Source organism: Streptomyces daqingensis (assembly GCF_014645895.1).
Classification (GTDB): Bacteria; Actinomycetota; Actinomycetes; order Streptomycetales; family Streptomycetaceae; genus Streptomyces; species Streptomyces daqingensis.
Map to the genome: position 1 here is coordinate 210,004 of NZ_BMMP01000013.1, position 23,359 is coordinate 233,362.

Annotated in this window: 20 protein-coding genes; 9 read left to right on the plus strand and 11 right to left on the minus strand. The window is 72.2% G+C overall.

Translation table 11 applies throughout. From position 1 onward, the window contains the following. The first annotated feature begins 618 nt into the window (after positions 1–618). A complete protein-coding gene (locus tag IEY56_RS20180) occupies positions 619–804 on the plus strand; it encodes a hypothetical protein (RefSeq protein WP_189038645.1) in 186 nt (61 codons plus the stop codon). 58 nt (positions 805–862) lie between these two features. Here the strand turns inward: IEY56_RS20180 and IEY56_RS20185 are convergent, their stop codons facing one another. From IEY56_RS20185 to glnA, 3 genes are all read right to left on the minus strand, one after another. Further along, on the minus strand, positions 863–1,600 hold the full coding sequence (locus IEY56_RS20185) for a nucleotidyl transferase AbiEii/AbiGii toxin family protein (RefSeq protein WP_229712053.1): 738 nt from the start codon (positions 1,598–1,600) through the stop codon (positions 863–865). A 159-nt stretch (positions 1,601–1,759) separates the two neighbouring features. Beyond that, the gene (locus IEY56_RS20190) at positions 1,760–2,371 is read right to left on the minus strand and encodes a type IV toxin-antitoxin system AbiEi family antitoxin domain-containing protein (protein WP_189038646.1); all 612 of its coding nucleotides are present in this window, start codon (positions 2,369–2,371) and stop codon (positions 1,760–1,762) included. A gap of 155 nt (positions 2,372–2,526) precedes the next feature. Beyond that, positions 2,527–3,942, minus strand: a complete 1,416-nt coding sequence (glnA, locus tag IEY56_RS20195) for a type I glutamate--ammonia ligase (protein WP_189038647.1) — start codon at positions 3,940–3,942, stop codon at positions 2,527–2,529. Positions 3,943–4,142: 200 nt separating this feature from the next. Here glnA and IEY56_RS20200 point away from each other — a divergent pair, with 200 nt between their 5' ends. Continuing rightward, a complete protein-coding gene (locus IEY56_RS20200; protein WP_189038648.1) occupies positions 4,143–4,613 on the plus strand; it encodes an RDD family protein in 471 nt (156 codons plus the stop codon). Positions 4,614–4,764: 151 nt separating this feature from the next. Here IEY56_RS20200 and IEY56_RS20205 read toward each other — a convergent pair whose 3' ends face one another. The 4 genes from IEY56_RS20205 to lipB form a co-directional block, all read right to left on the minus strand. Continuing rightward, positions 4,765–5,451, minus strand: coding sequence for a DUF4191 domain-containing protein (locus IEY56_RS20205; protein ID WP_189038649.1), 687 nt, complete (start codon positions 5,449–5,451; stop codon positions 4,765–4,767). Positions 5,452–5,461: 10 nt separating this feature from the next. Further along, entirely contained in the window at positions 5,462–5,692 is a 231-nt protein-coding gene (locus tag IEY56_RS20210) for an SCO2195 family GlnR-regulated protein (protein ID WP_229712066.1), read from the minus strand. A 183-nt stretch (positions 5,693–5,875) separates the two neighbouring features. Next, on the minus strand, positions 5,876–6,814 hold the full coding sequence (gene lipA, locus IEY56_RS20215) for a lipoyl synthase (protein ID WP_189038650.1): 939 nt from the start codon (positions 6,812–6,814) through the stop codon (positions 5,876–5,878). A gap of 124 nt (positions 6,815–6,938) precedes the next feature. Then, a complete protein-coding gene (gene lipB, locus IEY56_RS20220; protein ID WP_189038651.1) occupies positions 6,939–7,721 on the minus strand; it encodes a lipoyl(octanoyl) transferase LipB in 783 nt (260 codons plus the stop codon). Positions 7,722–8,003: 282 nt separating this feature from the next. Between lipB and IEY56_RS20225 the strand changes: the two genes are divergently transcribed. Then, a complete protein-coding gene (locus IEY56_RS20225) occupies positions 8,004–9,680 on the plus strand; it encodes an NsdA family TPR-like regulatory protein (protein WP_189038652.1) in 1,677 nt (558 codons plus the stop codon). Positions 9,681–10,060: 380 nt separating this feature from the next. Here the strand turns inward: IEY56_RS20225 and IEY56_RS20230 are convergent, their stop codons facing one another. The 3 genes from IEY56_RS20230 to IEY56_RS20240 form a co-directional block, all read right to left on the minus strand. Then, positions 10,061–10,582 (minus strand): DinB family protein, encoded by a 522-nt coding sequence (locus IEY56_RS20230; protein ID WP_189038653.1) that lies wholly within the window; start codon positions 10,580–10,582, stop codon positions 10,061–10,063. A 69-nt stretch (positions 10,583–10,651) separates the two neighbouring features. Next, complete coding sequence (locus tag IEY56_RS20235; protein ID WP_189038654.1) at positions 10,652–11,098, minus strand: GNAT family N-acetyltransferase; 447 nt, start codon at positions 11,096–11,098, stop codon at positions 10,652–10,654. Positions 11,099–11,159: 61 nt separating this feature from the next. Further along, a complete protein-coding gene (locus IEY56_RS20240) occupies positions 11,160–12,389 on the minus strand; it encodes a sensor histidine kinase (protein ID WP_189038701.1) in 1,230 nt (409 codons plus the stop codon). Positions 12,390–12,769: 380 nt separating this feature from the next. On the opposite strand from IEY56_RS20240, the gene IEY56_RS20245 reads away from it, so the two are divergent. The 5 genes from IEY56_RS20245 to IEY56_RS20265 all read left to right on the plus strand — a co-directional run bounded on the left by IEY56_RS20245 (position 12,770) and on the right by IEY56_RS20265 (position 20,650). After that, a complete protein-coding gene (locus tag IEY56_RS20245) occupies positions 12,770–15,148 on the plus strand; it encodes an MMPL family transporter (RefSeq protein WP_189038655.1) in 2,379 nt (792 codons plus the stop codon). A gap of 230 nt (positions 15,149–15,378) precedes the next feature. Then, positions 15,379–15,750: a 5-carboxymethyl-2-hydroxymuconate Delta-isomerase gene (locus IEY56_RS20250; protein ID WP_189038656.1), complete on the plus strand. Its 372-nt coding sequence runs from the start codon at positions 15,379–15,381 to the stop codon at positions 15,748–15,750. Further along, complete coding sequence (locus tag IEY56_RS20255; RefSeq protein ID WP_189038657.1) at positions 15,747–16,631, plus strand: Gfo/Idh/MocA family protein; 885 nt, start codon at positions 15,747–15,749, stop codon at positions 16,629–16,631. The genes IEY56_RS20250 and IEY56_RS20255 overlap by 4 nt, the downstream gene beginning before the upstream one ends. Before the next feature lie 147 nt (positions 16,632–16,778). Further along, positions 16,779–17,435, plus strand: a complete 657-nt coding sequence (locus IEY56_RS20260; RefSeq protein ID WP_189038658.1) for a LuxR C-terminal-related transcriptional regulator — start codon at positions 16,779–16,781, stop codon at positions 17,433–17,435. Between the two features lie 107 nt (positions 17,436–17,542). Continuing rightward, on the plus strand, positions 17,543–20,650 hold the full coding sequence (locus IEY56_RS20265; RefSeq protein ID WP_189038659.1) for an alpha-N-acetylglucosaminidase: 3,108 nt from the start codon (positions 17,543–17,545) through the stop codon (positions 20,648–20,650). Between the two features lie 80 nt (positions 20,651–20,730). Here the strand turns inward: IEY56_RS20265 and IEY56_RS20270 are convergent, their stop codons facing one another. Continuing rightward, positions 20,731–21,093, minus strand: a complete 363-nt coding sequence (locus IEY56_RS20270) for an ester cyclase (protein WP_189038660.1) — start codon at positions 21,091–21,093, stop codon at positions 20,731–20,733. A gap of 194 nt (positions 21,094–21,287) precedes the next feature. Here IEY56_RS20270 and IEY56_RS20275 point away from each other — a divergent pair, with 194 nt between their 5' ends. Further along, positions 21,288–23,327 (plus strand): hypothetical protein, encoded by a 2,040-nt coding sequence (locus tag IEY56_RS20275; protein WP_189038661.1) that lies wholly within the window; start codon positions 21,288–21,290, stop codon positions 23,325–23,327. The last annotated feature ends 32 nt before the right edge of the window (positions 23,328–23,359 follow it).

The following is a 23,359-nucleotide window of genomic DNA, read 5'->3' on the forward strand; positions in this document are numbered from 1 at the left end:
CAGCTGCTGGTCGTGCAGTGCGGCGTTTCTACGACCGGCCCGGTAGTCTCACGGGCGGGCGGAATTCCATCCAGAAGGCCCTGTATAGAAGCCTCGCTTCTGTACCGGCCAACTCTGGCTTACTGCTTACTACTTGCGGCTTGCGCCGACACCTGACGTTAACACTCTTCCCACACCTCGATTACACCCTGCAGGGTGCTGCGACGGTGAGTTACCTCTCATGCCGGGGGAACTGCCAGGACAGCGGCAGGTACCTCCCGGCAACTCTCCGCCGGCGCTGTCGGAGCGGCCCCCGCACGGAGTCGCAGCGTTGTCCGCGTACATGCGCAACACGCGCGGTCGCGTGCCTACTACTCCTGCGGCGTCGGGGTCTGCGACAAGCCCTCGAAGCCACTGCCCGTTGCAACCGCCACGACCCACGGCAACCAGGCTGACGACGTGAAGCCGGGAGGCGAACTGGTCGAACGGCAGTGATGCCTCACCGAACCGCTCTCCGTTGCCCGCGGTGGAGACGACGACGCCGTCGCCCCAGTCCTGGCCGCTGTCGTTGTTCGGATTGAAGACATACACCCGCATGACGTCCTGCGGGTCCGGCGCGGTCCGCAGGATCGTGATCGCGTGCCAGCCGACGTAGCGGGCCGCGCTGCCGGTGACGGCGACGCCGGCCGGCTGAGGATGGATGACCGGCTGCTCGCCGTCGCAGGACGGGTGGTAGCCGGCATGGAACTGCCGCAGGAACTCGTCGAGGTCCGTCAGGTTGCCGGTCTCGACGTCGGCGTTGAGGTCGCCCGGCCCGCGGCTTAGATCGTGCGAGTACTCGGAGTTCCTGAGCGGCAGGGCACTGGCCCCAAGGATTGGGGCTTCAGGCCCAAGCCTTCGCTTGCGGTTCCCAGATTCGTTGCGTGGCGGTGCCGGTGAGGAGCGGGTCGGCGAGGTTTGCGACGAGGGCGACCAACTCCGCGAGGTTCTCGGGATGGTCTTCGGCTGAGGGACCCTGACGACGTAGCCAGGCGGTGTACGGAGCTTGACGACGCGTCGGCAGGTCGGTGATGGCGCTGCTGAGTGGGCGTAGCCGGATGGCTCGATGTTCGGCGGTCGCGGTGAGGGCATCGATGAGTTCACTGCCGTCGAGACGGTGCCGGGTGATCAACTGGTAGAGGTCTGCGTAATCGCGGTCCCGGGTGTTGAGATCTCCGAGAGCGACGGCGGTGGACAGCTTCTCTGCGATGACGGTCGCGATCGGGTAGCCGTAGAGCGGGAAGGGCGTTCCTACCAGGGTCTGCGGGTAATCGATCAACTTCGGCTCGGGAGTCACCGGATCGCCGAAGCTGACGTCGAGTTGGAGCTTGAGTCGCGCCCGGCTGAGACTCGCGGCCATGGTCAGGCGGAGTCCGTGGTATTCCTCGTCCTGACGGATGGGCACGGTGGACAGGCTTGTGGAGTCGAAGACGACCCCGTCGTCGGCCTCGGTGGCGGCGATGGCCGCGATGCGGCGGGTGATCTCGGCTTCGTCACCGGAAAACGAACGGCCGAGGATGTCGATGTCGCGTGTCATGCGACGGGCGCCGAACTGGGCGAGCAGTAGGCCGTCCTTGAGCACGAAGTGCCGGCCGCCTCGGGGTGATTGCTCAACCGGAACAGAAAGCGTTCCAGGACGTATTCGAGCATCAACTGGTCGCTTGGGCGTCCGGTGCGGCGGGCAGGTTGCGTAGGTCGTTGTAGATACGCCCGGCGGTTGTGTCGCGGGTGGGGTTGGGCATCAGGCGAGCACCGCTTCGATAGCCGGGCGGATGGTGGACAGGGCACCGAGTGTCTGAGCGGCTTCCTGAATGTCGGCGACGCCGCCCTGGCCGTGCCGGCGCAGGTAGCGGTTGAAGGCGCTGAGCGCGAGGGGCCTGCCTGCGGCCCCGCCGAGGCGCATGGCATCCACGACGGAACGGGCGGGGCTGTAAACGGGGATGGTCTCGCCGGGAGCGGCTTCCAACCGGTCGATCGCGTAGCCGAAGGCATCCGCGGCATATTGGGACGTCCGGGTCGCGGGATAGGCGATCACCGGGCGGTGTGTGCCCCGTGGTACCGCGATGTGCACCTCGTACGGGATGTCGTCGATCAGTTCGTGCAGCGCCAGTGCGGACTCCCCGCATACGACCGCGTGCGGTGCCCGCGTGCAGACTGCGAGGACGTCGACGTGGGCTGTCGGTGCCGCGTCGGCCCGGCGGTAGACACCTCTGGAGATCTCCTCGATTTCCTCGGCGGAGGCCAAGGTGGCCAGATCTCGTGAGGGGAGCCCAGTGGCGCGGGCCTGGCGCGCGGTGAAGGTCGGAGGCAAGCCCGCCAGGCGTTGCATGAGGCGGTCGGTAAGCTCGGGCATGTTTCAAATCCCACCCAGACCCACCTGGGATGGGGAGAATTCGATACACGCGACCGCGGTGCTGATACGAAAGCGTCGGTGCAGGTCAGCGAGTCGCTGACCTGCACCGACGACACAAGCCCAGAACTGCGTTTTCGCAGTTCAGAGGCCCTCCTTTAGATGTCGAAGTACAGCTCGAACTCGTGCGGGTGGGGCCGCAGCTGCATCGGGGCGATCTCGTTCTCGCGCTTGTACTCGATCCACGTCTCGATCAGGTCGGACGTGAAGACGCCGCCCGCCTGCAGGTACTCGTTGTCCGCCTCCAGAGCGTCGAGCACCGCCGGGAGGGAGGTGGGGACCTGCGCGACGTCCGCGTGCTCCTCCGGGGCGAGCTCGTAGAGGTCCTTGTCGATCGGCTCGGCCGGCTCGATCTTGTTCTTGACGCCGTCGAGGCCCGCCATCAGCAGCGCCGAGAAGGCCAGGTACGGGTTCGAGGACGGGTCCGGCGCCCGGAACTCGACGCGCTTGGCCTTCGGGTTGGACCCCGTGATCGGGATGCGCATGGCGGCCGAGCGGTTGCGCTGCGAGTAGACGAGGTTGACCGGCGCCTCGAAGCCCGGGACCAGGCGGTGGTAGGAGTTCACCGTCGGGTTGGTGAACGCCAGCAGCGACGGGGCGTGCTTGAGGATGCCGCCGATGTAGTAGCGGGCGGTGTCCGACAGGCCCGCGTAGCCCTGCTCGTCGTAGAACAGCGGGTTGCCGCCGCTCCACAGGGACTGGTGGACGTGCATGCCGGAGCCGTTGTCACCGAAGATCGGCTTGGGCATGAAGGTCGCGGTCTTGCCGTTGCGCCACGCGGTGTTCTTCACGATGTACTTGAAGAGCATCAGGTCGTCGGCGGCGGCGAGCAGCGTGTTGAACTTGTAGTTGATCTCGGCCTGTCCGGCGGTGCCCACCTCGTGGTGCTGGCGCTCGACCTCGAGTCCGGCCTTGCCCAGCTCCAGGGAGATCTCGGCGCGCAGGTCGGCGAAGTGGTCGACGGGCGGTGCGGGGAAGTAGCCGCCCTTGTAGCGGACCTTGTAGCCGCGGTTGCCGCCGATCTCGACGGCGCCGGTGTTCCAGGCGCCCGCTTCGGAGTCGATGTGGTAGTAGCCGGCGTTGGCCTTGGTCTCGAAGCGCACGTCGTCGAAGACGTAGAACTCCGCTTCGGGGCCGAAGAAGGCGGTGTCGGCGATGCCGGAGGAGGCGAGGTACGCCTCGGCCTTCTTCGCCACGTTCCGCGGGTCGCGGCTGTACTGCTCACCGGTGATCGGGTCGTGGATGAAGAAGTTGATGTTGAGGTGCTTCTCGTCCCGGAACGGGTCCAGACGGGCGGTGGAGAGGTCGGGGACCAGCGCCATGTCCGACTCGTGGATGGCCTGGAAGCCGCGGATCGACGAGCCGTCGAACATCAGGTTCTCGGCCGGGTCGAACGTGGCGGCCGGCACCGTGAAGTGCTGCATGATGCCGGGCAGGTCGCAGAAGCGGACGTCGACGAACTTGACGTCGTTCTCCTCGATGTACTGCTTGGCCTCGGCGGCGTTCTGGAACATCCAACTCCTCCTAGTCCCGCCGTGGAGGGACGGGAATTGCTCGGGACGCAGGCCAGTGCGGTGGCGCGCGCTGACGGCGAGCCTAGGCAGGGGCGATTTCTCAAGCGTGACCCGACTGTTTCACCGATGTTAACCAGTGAACTCCCGCCCCCTGCCGACCTGCAAACCAGGCCGCTCCCCCTGCGCGCTACCGTGGTCGGGTGGACAACAGGGAAGCTATCGGCTCGTGGCTCTCGGGCCCCCGCGCCGCGGCGGAGAGCATGGGCGCGGACTTCGGCCACCGAGGCGAGCGCCTGGGCCTGCCGCAGGACGGCCCGGGCTCCATCGCCTCTTTCGGACGGCGCCTGGGCGCGCTCTTCATCGACTGGGCCATCGCCGCACTGATCGGTTACGGGCTGCTCTCGAACGGTGAGCTGCGCGCCGCGAACAACTGGGCCCTGGCGGTGTTCCTCGTGATGAGCCTGCTGACCGTGGGGACGGTGGGCTGCACTCCCGGCAAGCGCCTCCTCGGGCTGCGCGTCGTCGCGCTCGACGGCCTGGCAAGGCTGCCCCTGTGGCAGGTGGCCGTGCGTACGGTGCTGCTCGGCCTCGCCGTCCCCGCGCTGGTGTGGGACCGCGACGGGCGCGGCCTGCACGACAGGCTTTCGGGAGCGGTGCAGATCAGGATCTGACCTGACGGACGCGACCTCACCGGGCGCCCCGGACGTGAAGCGAAAACACCTCGCGGCCTGCTGCGGCTCGTCGGGAACACGCAAGAGGGCCGGTGCGGGAGGCTCTGCTCCCGCACCGGCCCTCTCGCGTGTCTGCGGCGTCGCCGGCGGCTCAGCGCCCGCCCTGGCCCCGCGGCATCCGCATCCCCTTGGGCATCGGGCCCTTCGGGATCGGCATGTTGCTCATCAGGTCGCCCATCGCCCGCAGCCGGTCGTTGACCTGCGTGACCTGGCTGCCCTGCAGTACGCGCGGCAGCTTCAGCAGCGTGGTGCGCAGCTTCTTCAGCGGAACCTGGCCCTCGTCGTCCCCGACGACGAAGTCGTGCACCGGTACGTCCGCGACGACGCGGGCCATCTTCTTCTTCTCCGACGACAGCAGCGACCGCAGCCGGTTCGGGTTGCCCTCGCCCACCAGGACGATGCCGGCACGGCCCACGGCCCGGTGCACGACGTCCTGGCTGCGGTTCATCGCCACGGCCGGCGTGACGGTCCAGCCGCGGCCGATGTTCTCCAGCACGGCCGCCGCGGCGCCGGGCTGGCCCTCCATCTGGCCGAAGGCGGCCCGCTCGGCACGGCGCCCGAAGACGATCGCCATGGCGAGCAGCGCCAGGACGGCGCCCAGGATGCCTGCGTAGACGGGGTGCCCGATCAGAAAACCGATGGCGAGGAGTACACCCACGGTGACAAGCCCCACGCCGGCCAGGATCCAGCCGATCTTCCGGTCCGCACGCCGGGTCATCTTGTACGTCAGGGCGATCTGTTTGAGCCGCCCGGGGTTCTCGGAGTCTTCCTTCGCCATGCGGGGAAGTTTACGTGGCGGCCGGCCTGCTGGTGGCCGCGGCCTCCAGTACCCGCTGGGCCTCGGTACGTTCCGCAGCTCGGCGGCGGTCCTCGAGCACCGCTGTCCAGGCGTTGCGCAGGGCGGTCTCCCGGCCCCTGCCGAGCAGCAGGCTCTCGAAGCTCTCCAGCGCACGCAGCGTGGTCTGCAAGACGGTCCCCTCCGTGGTCGCGTGGCTCGCGTGAACGGTGTGTGCAGCCATCGTCACCGTTAGGTGTTACCAGCGGATGACCAGGGGGTCAAAGGCTTCGGAAGCCGGTGCGGCCAACGTCACGTCGAGGAGCAGGACGGGGCGGGACGGGGCAGGGCGGCGGGCGTCCGGATGCCGGAGCAGCGGCGGGCGGGGCGGGGACGCCGAGCCCCGCCCCGCCCGCCGACCGGTGGCTCACGCCGCCTTGGCGTCGCGGGCCTCCACTGCCTGCTTGTAGAGACGGCCGGCCCGGTACGAGGAGCGGACCAGCGGACCGGACATGACGCCGGCGAAGCCGATCTCCTCGGCCTCCTGCTGCAGCTCGACGAACTCGTGCGGCTTCACCCAGCGCTCCACGGGGTGGTGCCGTGCGGACGGCCGCAGGTACTGCGTGATGGTGATCAGCTCGCAGCCGGCCCCGTGCAGGTCGCGCAGGGCCTCGCTGACCTCCTCGCGCGTCTCGCCCATGCCCAGGATGAGGTTGGACTTGGTGACCAGGCCGTCCTCGCGGGCACGGGTGATCACCTCCAGCGAGCGCTCGTAGCGGAACGCGGGGCGGATGCGCTTGAAGATGCGCGGCACGGTCTCGACGTTGTGCGCCAGGACCTCGGGCCGGGAGGAGAAGACCTCGGCCAGCTGCTCCGGCACCGCGTTGAAGTCCGGGATCAGCAGCTCGACGCCGGTGTCGGGCATCGCCTCGTGGATCTGGCGGACGGTCTCGGCGTAGAGCCACGCGCCGCCGTCGTCCAGGTCGTCACGGGCGACGCCCGTGATCGTCGCGTACCGCAGTTCCATCTGCTGGACGGACTCGGCGACGCGGCGGGGTTCGTCGCGGTCGAGCTCCGCGGGCTTCCCGGTGTCGATCTGGCAGAAGTCGCAGCGCCGCGTGCACTGTTCACCGCCGATGAGGAAGGTGGCCTCGCGGTCCTCCCAGCATTCGAAGATGTTCGGGCAGCCGGCCTCCTGGCAGACGGTGTGCAGCCCTTCACGCTTCACCAGGTCCTGCAGCGCGTTGTACTCGGGGCCCATCTTGGCCCGGGTCTTGATCCATTCGGGCTTGCGCTCGATGGGGGTCTGGCTGTTGCGGACTTCAAGGCGGAGCATTTTGCGACCGTCGGGTGCGACAGCGGACACGTCCGGCTCCCTACGTACTTTCGATTCCTCGGCGAATATCAGGGTACGCCCACCGCTCCCGATGCCATCACCCCCCGGTGGCCTCACAGAGACAGGGCGGCGACGCGGCGGGGGCGTGCGGCCTTCAGACCGCGCGGGGCAACGGCTTCTGCGTCTCCAGCACCTCGCGCAGATGCTTCTCGGCCACGGGCAGCACCTCGGCGACGGTCACGGGCCGGCCCAGCTCGTTCGAGAGGGAGGTGACGCCCGCGTCGCGGATGCCGCACGGCACGATCCGGTCGAACCAGGTGTTGTCGGGATCGCAGTTGAGGGCGAAGCCGTGCATGGTGACGCCTCTGGCGACGCGCACCCCGATGGCGCCGAGCTTGCGGTCCTCCCCGCGCTGCCCGGCGTTGGAGGGTGCGTACTCGGGGCCGCTGAGCCGGGCGTCGAACTCCTCGTCCTCGAGTCTCGGGTCGAAGTCGAGCGAGAGCCCTCCCAGGGCGGCCCGCTTCTCGACGGGATCGCCCAGTACCCAGGCTCCGCTGCGGCCCTCGATGCGCGTGCTCTCCAGCCCGAAGTCCGCGCAGGTGCGGATCATGGCCTCTTCGAGGCGGCGGACGTGCTCGATCACGTCGACGGGCTGCGGCAGCTCCACGATCGGATAGCCGATGAGCTGGCCCGGACCGTGCCAGGTGATCTTCCCGCCGCGGTCGACGTCGATGACGGGCGTGCCGTCGATCGGCCGCTCCGAGGGCTCGGTGCGGCGCCCGGCCGTGAAGACGGGCTGGTGCTCCAGCAGCAGGCAGGTGTCGGGGATGGCGCCGGCGACACGGTCGGCGTGCACCCGGCGCTGCTCCTGCCACGCCTCCTGGTACTCGACGGCGTCGGCGCCGAATCCCAGACGGACAAAGCGCAGCTCGCTCACGGCTCCTCCAAAGTCGCGCCGTACGGACGCGCCCGGCGCGGTCCGGGGGCGGCGTCGCCGGACCGGGCGCGGGCCGGCCGGCACGGACGTGTCCGCCCGAGCCGCCCAGAGGCAACTGTACGACCGAAGGCCACGGCTACGGCAGCCGCTCACCTTCTCACACGTACGGATGAAAGCGCGGCAAAGCGGGCGAGTCGTCACAGGTGGGCGGTTAAGTTCGCGCCGTTCCGAGGGCGCTACGGCGCCCTGCTGCAAGCCGCTGGGCAGGAGACCGTAAAGCTGATGACGATGGAACGATCTGGGGACTCCGCCACCCAGTCATCCCCGCAGCGCATTCCCAATCGCCAGCTCGCCGCGCTCATCGCCGAGGCCGGCTTCTCGAACGCCGGACTGGCCCGCCGTGTGGACCAGTTGGGCCTCGAACACGGTCTGGACCTGCGCTACGACAAGACTTCGGTGACGCGGTGGCTGCGCGGTCAGCAGCCGCGGGGTACGACGCCCGCGCTGATCGCGGAGGTCTTCACCCGGCGCCTCGGCCGTCGGCTGACCGCGCAGGACCTCGGCCTGGACGCCTGCGCCCCGGTGTACGCGGGGCTGGAGTTCGCCTCGACGCCGCTGGAGGCCGTCGACATCGTCAGCGGCCTGTGGCGCAAGGACTCCGGCAGCCACGCCGAGCTCCGGAAGATCGCCTTCACGCCGGCGGGGCTGGTCGTCCCCAGCAGGGACTGGCTGATCGGCCGCGCGGACGAACGCGTGGCCCGCGGCGGGGACCCTGAGCCCGGCCACGGTCACGTCGGCGAGGGCGGCCCGGGCGCGCAGGGGGCGGCTGGCCGCGGAGGTCCCCCCGGCGGGGGTCTCGGGCTGCGGCCCGGGGCGGTACGCGCGGGCGGTACGGGGAGCAGGGGCGTCCCCGGGGTGCCTGCGCGGGTACCGCCGCAGATGCGCGGTACGGCTCCGGCGCCGGGAGCCCAGGGCCTCCATGCGGCAGGCGCGGCGCGGGTCTCCGGGCAGGCTGTGCGTACGGAGCGGCCCGACCGCACGGAGAGGGGCCCGGGCCAGCGCGTCACCGTCGGGGACGTCAACGCGCTGCGCTCCGTGGGCGAGCTCTTCCGCGCCCTGGACCACGCGTACGGCGGAGGCCACGCCCGGCAGGCGCTGGTGCGGTACCTGGAGCACGAGGTCGAGCCCATGCTGCGGGGCGTCTACGGGGAGCAGCTGGGGCGGCGGCTGTTCGGTGCCGCCGCGGACCTGACGCGGCTCGCGGGATGGACGTCCTACGACATCGCGGCACACGGGCTGGCGCAGCGCTACTTCGTGCAGGCGCTGCGGCTGTCGCAGGCAGCGGGCGACCGGGCCTACGGCAGCTACGTGCTGGTGACGATGAGCAGGCAGGCCGTCTACCTCGGGCACGGCCGGGAGGCGGTGCAGCTGGCGCGCGTCGCGCAGCAGGGCGCGGGGGCGGCGGCGCCGCCCGTCGTGCAGGCGCTGCTGCACGCGGCGGAGGCGCGCGGGCACGGCGTGCTCGGGGAGGTGCGGGCGTGCACGTCGTCCCTGTCCCGTGCCGAGAGGGCGCTGGAGGCGGCGAAGTCGGGCGAGGACGTGCCTCCGTGGGCGCGTCTCTTCGACGAGGCGCAGCTCGCCGACGAGACGGGGCACTGCCACCGCGACCTGCAGCAGTACCGGGCCGCCGCGCTCCACGCGGAGCGCTCGCTGCAACTGCGGGGCGCGGGCTTCGCCCGCAGCCGCCTGCTGTGCCGGGTGGTGCTGGCGACGGCGCGGCTCGGGCTGGGCGAGGTGGAGCAGGCGTGCGCCCTCGCGGCGGAGTCGGCGCAGCAGGCGGCCGAGATGCGTTCGGTGCGGGCGCAAGAGTACGTACGGGACTTCGAGCGGCGGCTGGAGCCGTACCGGGACGCCGCACCGGTGCGGGGCTACCGCGAGCGGGTCGCGGCCCTGGGCTGACGGCGGTGGCCCGTGCCCGCGCGCCCGTCGGCCCGCGTCACCGGCAGGGCGTGTGCGACGTGTGCGGCGGCGAGCTGTACCAGCGCGACGACGACCGCGAGGAGACCGGCCGCGGACGGTGCCACGCCCTGCTGCGTTCGCGCTGCGCGCCCGGGCGCCCGACCGTACCGGGCCGGGGGCAGGCTGCGTTCCGGCCGACGCACCCTAGGGCCTGTCTGAACAAATCCCGCCTGGCTCGCGCCGCCTGGCACGCACGTCTGCTGCGTTGTCGGACCGACCGAGCAGCCCACTACGAGGACGGACCTCCGCCTTGCACCCGCACGCACCAGACGACGCGAGCCCCGCCCTCCGGGCGAACGGCGCCATTTGTCAGACAGCCCCTAGTCGCCGGTGCGGCCGTCGACGTGCTCCCGTACGAGGTCGGCGTGGCCGTTGTGACGGGCGTACTCCTCGATCATGTAGAGGAACAGCCAGCGCAGGTCGGCGAGTTCACCGCCGGGCCGCTGGAAGGTGTCGTCAGGAGAGCGTCCTCCGGTGACGGCGCGGGCCGCCTCCATCTCACGGTGGAGGACCGCGAAGTCGCCCTCGGCGCTCTCCGGGGCGCCGTCCTCGAAGTCGCCCTCCAGGTTGTCCTGGGTGAAGAAGACCCACGGGAGGTCCTTCTCGCCGCCGAAGTGGTTGCGGAACCACCAGCGTTCGACGTCCGCGAGGTGCCGGGCCAGGCCCAGCAGGGAGAGCGTTGAGCGGCCCACGGGCCGCATCGCGAGCTGCTCCCCCGTCAGGCCGCCGCACTTGTAGAGGAAGGTGGCCCGCTGGAAGTCGAGCGAGGCGGCCAGCGCCTTGCTCTCTCCGGCCACGGAAACCCGCTCGGGGCGCTGCACTTCGGGAGTCGTCCACGTCATGGGCACACGCTATGCGCCGCCGCTGACAGGACGGGGCGCGCCCGTCAGCCGGTATGGCCCGCGCGCCCGTCAGCCGGGCTCCGGGCCGGATCCGGCCAGTCGCATCAGCCCGGCCGGTGTGGGCCGGAAGCCGCAGCGGGCGTAGAAGCGCGACAGGTGCGGCTCGAAGTCGACGTGCAGCCACTCGGCGCCCCGCCGCCCCGCCTCGTCCGCGGCACGCCGTACCAGCTCCGCCCCCAGTCCCCGCCCGCGCTCGTCGGGATGGACGGTGGGATCGAGCAGGAAGGCGTGCACGCCGCCGTCCCCGACGACCTTGACGTAGCCGTGCAGCCGGCCGTCGCGCACCGCCGCGACCCACAGCATGCTGTGCCTCAGCTGCCGCTGGAATCCGGTGTGCCGGTGGTCCGGCCAGGAGGCGCTGAACAGGGCGTTCAGCTCCTCGTCGCCGAGCGGCGGGCAGACCAGCAGCCGGTGGCGCGGGGCGGCGCCGCCGTCCGTCTCGTGTGGCTGTGTCATGGGGGCAGTCTGACCGCGCGCCGGGTCACGTTACGGCCGCAGCCGCGCGACGGTGCCCCCGCTACGGCCGCGGCTCCGGCCTCCCGGCCCCGGACTCAGGGGCGCAGGGGATCTCCATGGTCACCATGGTCGGTCCGCCCGGGGGGCTGCTCACGGCGAGGATGCCGTCGAACTGGCGGAGTCGCCGCTCGATGCCCTCCATGCCCGTGCCCTTGGTGATGTCGGCGCCGCCCCGCCCGTCGTCGGTGACGGCGATGCGCAGCATTCCGCCCGCGTCCTCGCTGTAGTGGACGTCGAGCCAGACGCGCTTCGCCCGCGCGTGCTTGGCGGCGTTGGTGAGGATCTCGCTGACGGCGAAGTACGCGGCCGACTCGACGGGTTCGGCGAACCGGCCGTCCAGTTCGACGTCGGTCTCGACGGGGACGGGCATGCGCAGCGCCAGTGCGCGCGCCGCGTCGCCGAGTCCGCGTTCGGCGAGCACGGGAGGGTGGATCCCCCGTACGAGGTCCCGCAGTTCCGTCAGGGCGTCCGCCGAGTTCTGGCGTGCCTGGGCGATGAGCTTCTTCGCCTGCGCCGGGTCCTTCTCGACGAGCGCCTCGATGGTGCCCAGGCTCATCCCCATGGAGACGAGGCGGGCCTGCGCGCCGTCGTGCAGGTCCCGTTCGATGCGGCGCAGTTCGGCTGCCGAGGAGTCGACGGCGTCGTGCCGCGTCTCGTACAGGTGCTCCACGCGCTGCTCCAGCTGCGCGCCGCGGCTGGGCGAGATCATCGCCTTGACGATGACGAAGTGCCCCCGCACGAACGAGGGGTTCACGTAGAGGGAGATCGTGATCAGGACGGCGCCGAGGCACGCGCACAGCGTGGCCGTGCCGAACCCCTCGACGGGGATGAAGGCGTACCAGTAGTCGTGCTGCACGGCCTTCCACAGCCCGGCCATGATCACGAAGCCTTCTACGCCGTAAGCGATGAGCGCCGGCGGGAAGAGCGCCCAGACGAATCCCAGCACGGCGTCCGTCAGCAGCCAGGCCAGGTCCCGCCAGGTGGCGGGGTCCCGCATCAGGCGGCTCCAGCGGTCGACGACGCTGCCCATGCCGGCGACGGGCGGCAGCGGGCGGTAGGGCCGGGGGACGTCGAAGCCCGCCCACGTTCGCGCGAGGCGGCGGCGCTGGTCGGCGTGGACGCGTACGAGATGCGTGACCGCGGGGGTGGTGAAGAGCCCGACCCCCAGCACGCTCAGGGCGATCGACACGACGCTGAGGATGAACAGGGCGAGCGAGAAGCCCAGGGACATCACGCACAGCACGAGCCCGCGCGCCGCGGCCAGCAGCGCGCCCCCGGCCCGTCCGCGCAGCTTCGCGCCGTCTCCGGGCCTTGCGCCTGTCCCGCGCTGGTCCACGGCTCGCTCCCTCTCCCCGTACGTCCCCGCACTCCGGGCCGCCCTCCGGCGGCCCGCCTCCGCCACCAGTCTGCGCCGTCCCCGTCCCGGTGACACGGGGACCCGCACCCCGTCGGGGGTGTACCTGGCGCCACCCCTGCCTTCCCGCTGGCCCCTGCTGCTCGAGGGGGCCTCGGCGGTGCCGGAAGAGGGGGTCCCGGCGGCTGGGGCGGCGCGCGCCGCGTTCCTAGCGTCGTGACCACGACCATTCGGCTCCGACGAGGGGGAAATCAGCGATGCGACACGACAGTTCGAGCCCGCCCGGGCCCGCGGGGAACCCGGTGCCCGGGCGGCCGCGGCGGCAGGGCGGACGCCGGCAGGGCCTGGCCGCCCGGCTCGGAAGCTGGAGTACGAGGCACCGCGGGACGGCCATCGCCGGGTGGCTGCTGTTCGTGGTGCTGGCCGCGGTCGCCGGCGGCATGGCCGGCGTGGCGGAGGTGAGCACCTCGGAGAGCGAGACGGGCGACTCGGCCCGCGCGACCCGCATCCTGGAGGACGCCGGGATCGAGGAGCCCGCCGGCGAGATGGTGATGGTGGCCGGCGGGACGCGGGACGGCTGGCGTCCGGTCGCCCGGGAGGTCGCCGAGGCCGTGGAGGCCACCGGCGAGGTGCGGGGGGTGCGTCCCCCGGTGCCCTCGGAGGACGGCACCGCCGCTCTCCTGAACTTCCAGATGAAGGGCGACCCGGAGACCGCCGGGGAGCGGGTGCAGCCGGTCGTGGACGCGGTGGAGAAGGTGCGTGCCGCGCACCGCGGCGAAGGCGTCGAGCTCCACCAGTACGGGCAGGCCAGCGCCGACAAGTGGCTGGGGGAGATGCTGAGCGACGACTTCGCCAAGGCCGAGTGGACAGCGGTTCCGCTCGCCCTGGGCATCCTGCTGGTGGCCTTCGGGGCGCTGGTCGCCGCGCTGCTGCCGGTGGCGCTGGCGGTCACGGCGTTCGTCGCCGCCAACGGCCTGCTGGCGCTGGCCAGTCACCAGCTGCACATCTTCGACACCACCAGCTCGGTGATGCTGCTGATGGGTCTCGCGGTGGGCATCGACTACTGCCTGTTCTACCTGCGACGGGAACGCGACGAACGCGCCGCGGGCCGGGACGCGGAGACGGCCCTGCGCGTCGCCGCCGCCACCAGCGGGCGCGCGGTCCTGGTGTCCGGGCTGACGGTGATGGTGGCCATGGCCGGCCTCTTCCTCTCCGGTCTGCTGATGTTCGAGGGCTTCGCCGTCGCCGTCATCCTCGTCGTCCTCATCGCCATGCTCGGCTCCGTGACGATCCTCCCGGCCCTGCTCTCCTTGCTCGGGGACCGGGTGGAGCGCGGGCGGCTGCCGTGGCGGCGCCGCTCCGGCGGGGCCGCACGGCACGGCCGCAAGGCGGCGTCCGTACGGGAGAGCGGAGGCGTGTCGGCAGCGGTGCTGCGTCCCGTGCTGGCGGCGCCGGGCGTCTTCGCCGTCCTGGCGACGGTGGCCATGCTGGCGCTTGCGGCGCCCGCACTCGGCATCAGGACCGAACAGCTCGCCCTCGACAAGCAGATGCCCTCCGAGTCGCCGCTGCGGATCAGTTCGGAAGCCATCAGCGACACCTTCCCCGGCGGCCCCGCCCCGGCGCGTGTGGTGGTCAAGACCCGCGACGCGGAGGCACCGGCGGTGCGGCAGGCGCTGGCGGACTTCACCCGGCAGGCCCGCGCGGACGGGTCCTTCGGCCGGGACGTGAAGACGGCCGTGCACAGCGGCCCGGACGTCGTCCAGGTGCTGGTCCCCCTGGCGGGCGACGGCAGCGACGCCGCGTCGAAGGCGGCCGTGGACAAGCTCCGCGACAGCCTCGTGCCCCGCACGCTGGAGCCGGTGGCCGAGGACTCGAAGGCCTACGTGGGCGGCGAGACGGCGAGTTCGATGGACTTCAACGACCAGCTGGGCCGCGGGATCGTGCCCGTGCTGCTCTTCATCACCGCGGTGACCTTCCTGCTGATGCTCGTCTGCTTCCGCTCGCTGCCCGTGGCCGCGGCGTCCGTCGTGCTGAACCTGCTGTCGGTGGGGGCGGCGTACGGCGTGATGACGGCCGTCTTCCAGCACGGCTGGGGTGCGGAGCTGCTGGGCACGGAGGCGGTGGGCGCGATCGAGTCGTGGATGCCGCTGTTCGTGCTGGTGGTCCTGTTCGGGCTGTCGATGGACTACCACGTCTTCGTGGTCTCCCGGATCCGCGAGGCCCATGACCGGGGCGCGGAGACGAAGGACGCGATCCGGGAGGGCGTACGCGCCACGGCGGGGGCCGTGACCGGCGCCGCGGTGATCATGGTGGCGGTCTTCGCGGTCTTCGGGACGCTGTCGATGCAGGACATGCAGCAGATGGGCGTCGGCCTCGCGGTGGCGGTGCTGCTGGACGCGACCGTCGTACGGATGGTGCTCCTGCCCGCCGTGATGACGCTCCTCGGAGAGCGCAACTGGTACCTGCCGCGCTGGCTCCGCCGGCTCCCCGATCCCGAGGGCGGCGGGCCGATCCCGTTCGCGGGGAGCGGAGCGGGCGGCTCGGCAGCGCACGGTGCCGCCGGTCCGGTCCCGCACGCCGGAGGGGGTCACGGAGAGAGTTCCGGACGTCCCCCGGTCCCCGCCGGACGCCGCTGAGCCCGGCACGGCGCGGGACGCGCGCCTCTGCCGCCGTGGTCCGCACCACGGCGGCAGAGGCGCTTCGCGCCCGGCCGGGCGGAACGCGGCCGGCCCCCAACCCGCTTACGGACCACGGTTATTGCAGGTCAGGAGACTTCCGCCGCCCCTGCCGTCCCGTCGCCGGACGCGCGTCCCGGGCCCGGCGAGCTTCTCCCGTGGCGCCCCGCGGTACCCCGTACCCTGCCCCCATGCCGCACATCACCGTCGACTATTCCGATGTCCTCGCCGAGACCTTCGACCGCCGCGGCTTCGGCCTCGCCCTGCACCCGTTGCTGGCCCGCACCGTCAAGGGCTCCGTCGCAGGCTGCAAGACCCGCTTCCGGCGGATCGAGGAGTGCGTGATCGCGGACGGCGGGCAGGAGGCGGCCATGCTCCACGTCGAGGTGGCGCTGCTGTCCGGGCGTACCCCCGAGGCGAAGGCGGAGCTCTCCCGCGCCGTGCTCGGACTCGCCCGCGACCACGTCAAGCCCATGCCCGGCATCACCCTGCACACCTCCGTCGACGTGTGCGACCTGGCCCGCGGCAGCTACGCCAGCCACACCGGGGAGGGACCCGCATGAAGTTCGGCCTGCTCGGCACCGGCCCCTGGGCGGCACGCACCCACGGCCCGGCCCTCGCGACCCACAAGGACGTGCGGCTCACCGGCGTGTGGGGCCGCCGCCCCGAGGCGGCCCGCGCGCTCGCGGACGAACTGGAGACCCGCCCGTACGACGACGTGGACGCGCTGTTCGGCGACTGCGACGCGGTAGCGGTGGCGCTCCCCCCGGACGTGCAGGCCCCGCTGGCGGTCCGGGCGGCGGAAGCGGGCTGCCACCTGCTGCTGGACAAGCCCGTCGCCACAGTGCCCGAGGCAGCCCGGCAGGTGACCGGCGCCGTGCGGGCGTCGGGCGTCGCGTCCGTGGTGTTCTTCACCCTCCGCTTCGATGAGCCGACGGCCGCGTGGATCGAGGAACAGGCGCGTGCCGATGGCTGGTTGACGGGCCGGGCGGACTGGCTCTCCCCCGTCTTCGGCGGCGGCGACTCCCCGTACACCGCCTCACCATGGCGGCGCGAGAGGGGCGCGCTGTGGGACGTCGGGCCGCATGCGCTGTCCGTGCTGCTTCCCGTGCTGGGAGATGTCGACGACCTGGACGCGGTGCGCGCCGTACGCGGCACAGGCGACACCGTCCACGCCGTTCTGCGCCACGAGCGGGGCGCGTCGAGCACGTGCACCGTCAGCCACTCCATGCCGCCGGCCGCGTCCGGCGTCTCGGCCGAGCTGAGGGGGCCGGCAGGAACGGCACGGCTGCCCGAACGGAACGGATCGCCGGTCGACGCCTTCGCCCGAGCCGTCGACGCCCTGGAGGAGTCCGCCCGCACGGGCCGTCCGCACCCCTGCGACGTGCGGTTCGCGCAGCACGTGACGGAGATCCTCGCGCGGGTGGAGTCGGTCCTGGACTGACGGGACGTCAGCCTCCCCCGCACACGCCCGGAACGGCCGGAAGGGGCGGGGCGGCCGCCCGGCAGGTCCCCGCGAAGGCAGACCCAGCCCCGTGCCGGGCCGGTAGATTCGGGGCACATCCCAGCTTCCCGGCCTCGTGGAGACCCAGTGCGCGTTGTCATCGCCGAAGACCTGTTCCTGCTGCGCGACGGCCTGGTCCGGATGCTGGAGGCCTTCGACTTCGAGATCGCCGCGGCGGTGGACAACGGGCCCGGGCTGAGCAGGGCGCTGGACGAACTCGAACCGGACGTGGCCGTCGTCGACGTCCGCCTGCCGCCCTCCTTCAGCGACGAGGGCCTGCAGTGCGCACTCGAAGCACGGCGCAAGCGTCCCGGCCTTCCCGTGCTCGTCCTCTCCCAGCACGTCGAGCAGCTGTACGCGCGCGAGCTGCTGGCCGACGGTGCCGGCGGCGTCGGCTACCTGCTGAAGGACCGGGTCTTCGACGCGGAGCAGTTCGTCGACGGAGTGCGGCGGGTCGCCGCGGGCGGTACGGCGATGGACCCGCAGGTGATCCAGCAGCTGCTCTCCCGCCGCTCGCAGGACGTCCCTATGGCGAAACTCACAGCCCGCGAGAGGGAGGTCATGGAGCTGATGGCCCAGGGACGCTCCAACGCGGCCATCGCCGGCCAACTCTTCGTCACGGAGAGGGCCGTGGCCAAGCACACGTCCAACATCTTCGGAAAGCTGGATCTTCCGCCCTCGGACGACGACAACCGCCGGGTGCTCGCAGTCCTCGCATATCTGGACGGAGCCGACAGGGGGTGACGTGCCGAGGCGTGCCGCGCCTCTCGTGCCGAAAGACGGCCCTCCATTAGCGTGCCCACCACATGTGACAGCTGTGAGCAGCAACGACGTGAGAAGTGGAGCTCGACGTGGAGGACATCAACAGACGCACACTTCTGGGCACGGCCGGGGCGCTCGGAGCCGGCGCGGCGCTCGGAGGCAGCGCCAATCCGGCCGCCGCCGAGGTCGCCCGCCGCGCGGAGACCGACATGGGGCCGGCCGAGGCAGCGGTGCGGCGGTTGCTGCCCGACCACGCCGGCCAGGTCGCCTTCAAGGCGCTGACGAGCGGCAAGGAACGCTTCCGGGTGTCCGGGAGCGAGGGCGCAGTCGAGATCGCGGGCAGCTCCCCCGCGGTGGCCCTGACCGGCCTGCACTGGTACCTCAAGTACACCTGCCATGCGCACATCTCCTGGGCGGGCAGCCAGCTCGGCCTCCCCGCGAAGCTGCCCGCGCCCGCCGCCCCCGTGGAGCGCAGCGCCACCGTCGCCCACCGCTTCATGCTGAACGACACCCACGACGGCTACACCGCCCCGTACGCCGACTGGGACCACTGGGAGCGCTTCATCGACGTGATGGCGCTGCACGGCTGCAACGAGGTGCTGGTCACGACCGGTTCGGAGGCCGTCTACCACCGTCTGCTGAAGGACTTCGGCTACTCCGACGCCGAGGCGCGCAGCTGGATCCCCGCCCCGTCCCACCAGCCGTGGTGGCTGCTGCAGAACCTCTCCGAGTACGGCGGCCCCGTCTCCTCCGGGCTGCTGGAGCGCCGCACGGACCTGGGCCGCCGCATCGTCGCGAGGCTGCGCGAACTGGGCATGCACGCCGTGCTGCCCGGCTACTTCGGCACCGTGCCCGGCGACTTCTCGGACCGCAATCCGGGCGGCAGGACCGTACCCCAGGGCGACTGGAACGGGCTGACGCGGCCCGCCTGGCTCGACCCGCGCACCGCCGTCTTCCGCAAGGTCGCCGCCGCGTACTACGCACACCAGAAGGACGTCTTCGGCGAGATCGGCCACGTCAAGATGGACCTGCTCCACGAGGGCGGCAAGGCCGGCGACGTGCCCGTGCCCGACGCCGCACGCGCCGTGGAGACGGCGCTGCAGACCGCGCTGCCCGGGGCGACCTGGGTGATCCTCGGCTGGCAGCACAACCCGCGGCGCGAACTCCTCGACGCGCTGCGGCACAAGAACCGGGCGCTGGTCGTCGACGGGCTGTCGGACCTGGAGCGCATCACCGACCGGGAGAAGGACTTCGGGGGCGTCCCGTACGCGTTCGGCACCATCCACAACTTCGGCGGTCGCACCACCGTCGGCGCGAAGACGCACATGTGGGCGGACCGTTTCGCCGCATGGCGCGACAGGGCCGGCAGCAAGTGCGTGGGCACCGCGTACATGCCGGAGTCCACGCACCGCGACCCGGCCGCGTTCGAGCTGTTCAGCGAGCTGGCGTGGCGTCAGGACCCCGTCGACCGGGAGCAGTGGTTCGCGGACTACGCGAAGCTGCGCTACGGCGGTGACGACGCGCGGGCGCGGAGCGCCTTCGCCACGCTGTCCGTCACGGCGTACGAGATCAGCAGCAAGGACGGGCGCCCCCACGACAGCATCTTCTCCGCCCGGCCCAGCCTCTCCGCCCGGTCCGGGGCGCACTACGCGACGAAGAGCCCGGCCTTCGACCTCGCGGAGTTCGACCCGGCGCTCAGCGCGCTGCTGGAGGTCGCGGAACCGCTGCGCGGCAGCGACGCCTACCGCTACGACGTCGCGGACACGGCCCGCCAGGCCCTCGCCAACCGTTCGTGGCTGCTGATCGGGCAGCTGAAGTCGGCGTACGAGCGCGAGGACCTCGCGGCCTTCCGGAAGCTCAGCACGCAGTGGCTGTCCCTGATGGGGCTGAGCGAGGAGGTCGCGGGCACGCACCGCTCGTTCCTGCTGGGCACGTGGCTCGCGGACGCGCGGCGCATGGCGGGCAGCGCGAAGGACGAGCAGGACCAGCTGGAGCGCACCGCCCGCACCCTGCTCGGGCCGTGGGCGGACCGGCCCGCCGCCGACAAGGGAAGACTCGCCAACTACGCCAACCGCGACTGGCAGGGCCTCATCGGCGACTACCACCTCCCCCAGTGGCGCGCCTACCTGGAGGCGCTGGAGGACGCGCTGGCCCAGGGCACGACGCCGAAGACCTTCGACTGGTACGAGCTCGAGGCGGCCTGGACCCGCGAGCACAAGGACTACCCGCAGCGCCCCTCCGGCGACGCCTACCGCACCGCCCAGCGCGTGCACAGCACTCTCGCCAAGGCGCCGTTCCAGGGCAGCGTCGAGGTGAAGTCCGACCCGGCGACCCTGGAGCCGGGCGGCAGCGGCGACTTCGACGCCGTCTTCCGCAACGAGAACGGCCTGCGCCCCACAGGGACCGTCGACTTCTCCCTCACCGGCCTCAAGGAGGCCGAGCCGCAGGGCTCCACCTCGGTCCTCCAGGTCAGGCAGGGCGAGCGGGCCACCGTGAAGTGGCGGGTCCACGCCCCCCGGGAGGAGCTGAAGGACCCGCTGAAGCCCATGGACTACGAGCTGGCCGTGGAGTTCGGCCCCGAGGGCGAGCGCCGGGTGCGGATGCCGCACCAGGGCAAGCTGTACGTCGCCGGGCCCCTGGACGAGGGCCTCTCCACGGTCAGCACCAACGACGCCGTCTTCGGCCAGCTCGGCCGCCGCTTCGCGGTCAACGGCGCCGGCGACGACATGTGGAAGGGCACCTCGCACTTCGGTGCCGTCTACCGGCAGGACGCGATGCGGGACGGGACCACCGCCACCGTCCGGGTCACCGCGCAGGAGGTCACGGGGCCGTGGGCCCGCGCGGGCCTCATCGCCCGCAACGACCTGCCGGGCACGGGCTCCCCGGGGTTCGTGAACCTCGCCGCCACCCCCTCCAACGGCGTCGTGCTCTCGTACGACTCCGACGGCGACGGCGAGCTCGACACCTTCAAGCAGATCACCGGCGTGAAGGCGCCGGTACTGCTGCGGCTGACGCGTGACGGGAGCACCTTCGAGGGCGCCCTGTCCACGGACGACGGCGACACGTGGCGCACCGTGGGGTCGGTGACGGTCTCCTCGGCCGGGTCCCGCCAGGACGTGGGTCTGTTCATGTCGGCGACGAACGGCGGCAACGGGGCGCGCGGCACCGTCGAGTTCGCGGACTTCGACGTCCGCTGAGGCGCCGCCGGGCCCGGGCACGCCGCCCGGGCCCGGCTGCCGCGGCGTGCCCCAAGCCGGCCGCCCGCCTCACCCGCGGGTCACGGCAGCTCCACTGTCGCCACCCAGTACTCGGCGAACAGACCGTCGCGGGCGCGGAGAATGTCGTTCCCGATGAAGCGTGCCGTGCCCTGCCGCGACTTTCCGCTCCCGATCCAGCGCCCCGCGACCATGTCGCCGTCGACGAGCGGGCCCACCGCCAGCGTGAAGGAGACCCCGTCGAACATCCCGTGGGTCTCGCGGACGGCGGCGGCCAGTCCGTCGGGGCCGTGCACCTCGTGGTCCGGCCAGTGGCCCACGAAGTCCGGGGTGACGATCTCCGCGGCCACCGACGGGTCGCCGTTCCACAGGTCCTCCAGCCACCGGCCGTAGAGGGTGTGCAACGGCGTGGGGTGCTCGGTCATCTTCGCGCTCCTTCGCGTGGGGCCGCTTCGCGTACTGGGGTACTGCTTCTTCCCAGGTTCCGCCGAACGGTCCCGCCGTTCCGCCCGGCCGGGCCGGGCGGAACGGTTCTGCCCCGGTCGGGGCCGCCTCCTCGCCCCGCCCCGCGGAGCGCCCCGGCAGGTGACCAAGCTCCCCTTCGTTCGTTCTCGCTCACGTGGCCCTTTCGGAAACGACCTCCCAGCAGACCCCCCGTACACAGCTCCCTCCTCTCGACGTGCAGCAGGCCGAAGCCGCGCTCGTGGAGCACTACCCGCGCCTCGTGCGGCTCGCCTATCTGGTGCTGCCGCCGTCGCTCGCCCGGCAGCGACGGGTACTGGCGGCGCACTCGCTCGTGCAGCGGGCCCTGCCCCGCAGCCGGGAAGCGGCCGCCTCCGGGCCGCTCCCCCCGCAGCGCGGCAGCGCCAGACGTGAGAGCGCGGGCGACGGGGCGGGCGGCCAGGGCGGCGAGGTCTACCTGTGGCTCGCCGCGCGGATGCTGAGGGGGGCGCTCGCCGGCGAACGCCGCCGCCTCGGGCCGCTGCCGATGCCACGCCTCCCACGGCGCCCCGGGCTGCTCCCCCAGGTCTTCGGCCTGAAGCTCGTGCCGCGTTCCGGCGGCGCCGGTGAACTCGCCCTCGACGAGGCGCTGTCGGACGTCTCCGGCGCGGCGCGAGCGGCCTACGCGCTGCGGGGCCTGGAGGGCCTGGCGGACGGCGAGATCCGCACGGTCCTGGAGAAGGCCGGCGTGCCGGACCCCGCGGCGGCGCTGCGGGAGGCGGACACCGTCCAGGCCCCCGCAGGCGGCGAGGACCGGCCGCTGCTCTCCTCCCCCGAGTTCGACCCGTGCCTGCTGCAGGCACGGCCCACGGACCTGGCGCGTCGCCGCCAGCACGGCCGCGCGGCGCTCGTCGCCGCCGTGGCTCTCGCCGTGTGCGGCGCCCTGCTGGGGCTTCCCGGCGGCGCCTGGGGTCCCGACGGCGCCGCCGCGCCGCCCTACGCGCGCAACCCCGCCGCCGAGAAGGCCCTCGACCCGGGCGCGCTGGTGCGCGTTCCGGCCGGCGCCTGGAAGACGGCGTCACGTGCCGACTTCTCCGTGTGGCCCACCCGCGGCGAACTCACCTCGAACCAGGCGCTGTTGCGCCGAGCGCTGGCCGTCTGGGCCCGGCCCGGGCCGCAGGTGAAGGTCTCCGTGACCCCCGGCACCTCCTCCGGCCCGCCGTCGGGACCGCCGCACCTGCTGTACGCGGGACGGCTCGACGGCACCCAGGTCGTCCTGTTCCACGACGGTCTGCGCATCGCCCGCTACGCCGAGCGGGAGGGCTCCGGGGAGGGCGGCGCCGTCCTCGACCTGGCACGCACCGACGGCGCGGACATGGCGACCGCCGCGACCCTGGTCATCGCCCGCAGCGACAGCAACGTCCGCTATCTGACGGCTCCTTGGGTCACCGGAGCCGCCGAGACGGACCTGCTGCGCCCGGACGACTCCGGGCGGTCGCTCCGCCGGGAGCACGACGGGGTGCTGGCGTCGCTGACCGCTCCGCGTGCCTCGGGGGACTGCTCGCGCTGGCCCGGACTGGTGCTGACCTCCGAGACGGCGTCGGGCGGCACGAAGAAGCGCCTCTACACCGACCTGGGCGAGCTGTCCGCCGTCCGGCTCACCTACGGGTCGCCGCGCCGCAAGGCACGCGAGGCGACAGGGGATCGCGCCCGTACCCGCCTGGCGCACACCTCCTGCGCGATGCGCGCGCTGGTGGCCGGCGGCACCAGGTCGGTCAACACCTGGCGTTTCAAGCGGCAGTTGCTGCCGGAGGGCGAGGGCGTCGCCTCGTGGACGTGCACGCGGGCCGAGACCTGGCGCGGCCAGGGCGCGCAGGTTCTGGGCGGGTTCCAGCCTCCCGCGGACAAGCCGGACGAGCCCGCCGTGCTGACCGCGAGGGCCGTGGACACCGCCTCGTGCGGCAAGCGCGAGCCGAACGTGGTCAGCTTCACGCGGTGGAAGTCGCAGGCCGGCAACTGGTACGTGCTGGCGGCCGGTTCGTCGAAGGTCACGGGCATCACGGTGAAGGGCAGGGGCGAGGGAAGCCCCAGCGGCTTCTCGACGGACCGTACGCTCACGCTGCCCGGGACGAAGCGGGCCAAGGTGAAGGTGACGGCCGGGCTCTCCGACGGCGGGGAGCTGCCCGCGCTGCGCTCGACCGGGCCCGCGAAGCGCTGAACCCGCTGCGGCCGTCCCGGCTCCCGTCGGGG

Bases quoted from the DNA above. Each gene is read 5' to 3' on its own strand.
- IEY56_RS20190 (WP_189038646.1), bottom strand. From the start codon at position 2,371: ATGCCCGAGCTTACCGACCGCCTCATGCAACGCCTGGCGGGCTTGCCT.
- glnA (WP_189038647.1), bottom strand. From the start codon at position 3,942: ATGTTCCAGAACGCCGCCGAGGCCAAGCAGTACATCGAGGAGAACGAC.
- IEY56_RS20205 (WP_189038649.1), bottom strand. From the start codon at position 5,451: ATGGCGAAGGAAGACTCCGAGAACCCCGGGCGGCTCAAACAGATCGCC.
- IEY56_RS20210 (WP_229712066.1), bottom strand. From the start codon at position 5,692: ATGGCTGCACACACCGTTCACGCGAGCCACGCGACCACGGAGGGGACC.
- IEY56_RS20225 (WP_189038652.1), top strand. From the start codon at position 8,004: ATGACGATGGAACGATCTGGGGACTCCGCCACCCAGTCATCCCCGCAG.
- IEY56_RS20230 (WP_189038653.1), bottom strand. From the start codon at position 10,582: ATGACGTGGACGACTCCCGAAGTGCAGCGCCCCGAGCGGGTTTCCGTG.
- IEY56_RS20235 (WP_189038654.1), bottom strand. From the start codon at position 11,098: ATGACACAGCCACACGAGACGGACGGCGGCGCCGCCCCGCGCCACCGG.
- IEY56_RS20240 (WP_189038701.1), bottom strand. From the start codon at position 12,389: ATGTCCCTGGGCTTCTCGCTCGCCCTGTTCATCCTCAGCGTCGTGTCG.
- IEY56_RS20245 (WP_189038655.1), top strand. From the start codon at position 12,770: ATGCGACACGACAGTTCGAGCCCGCCCGGGCCCGCGGGGAACCCGGTG.
- IEY56_RS20250 (WP_189038656.1), top strand. From the start codon at position 15,379: ATGCCGCACATCACCGTCGACTATTCCGATGTCCTCGCCGAGACCTTC.
- IEY56_RS20255 (WP_189038657.1), top strand. From the start codon at position 15,747: ATGAAGTTCGGCCTGCTCGGCACCGGCCCCTGGGCGGCACGCACCCAC.
- IEY56_RS20270 (WP_189038660.1), bottom strand. From the start codon at position 21,093: ATGACCGAGCACCCCACGCCGTTGCACACCCTCTACGGCCGGTGGCTG.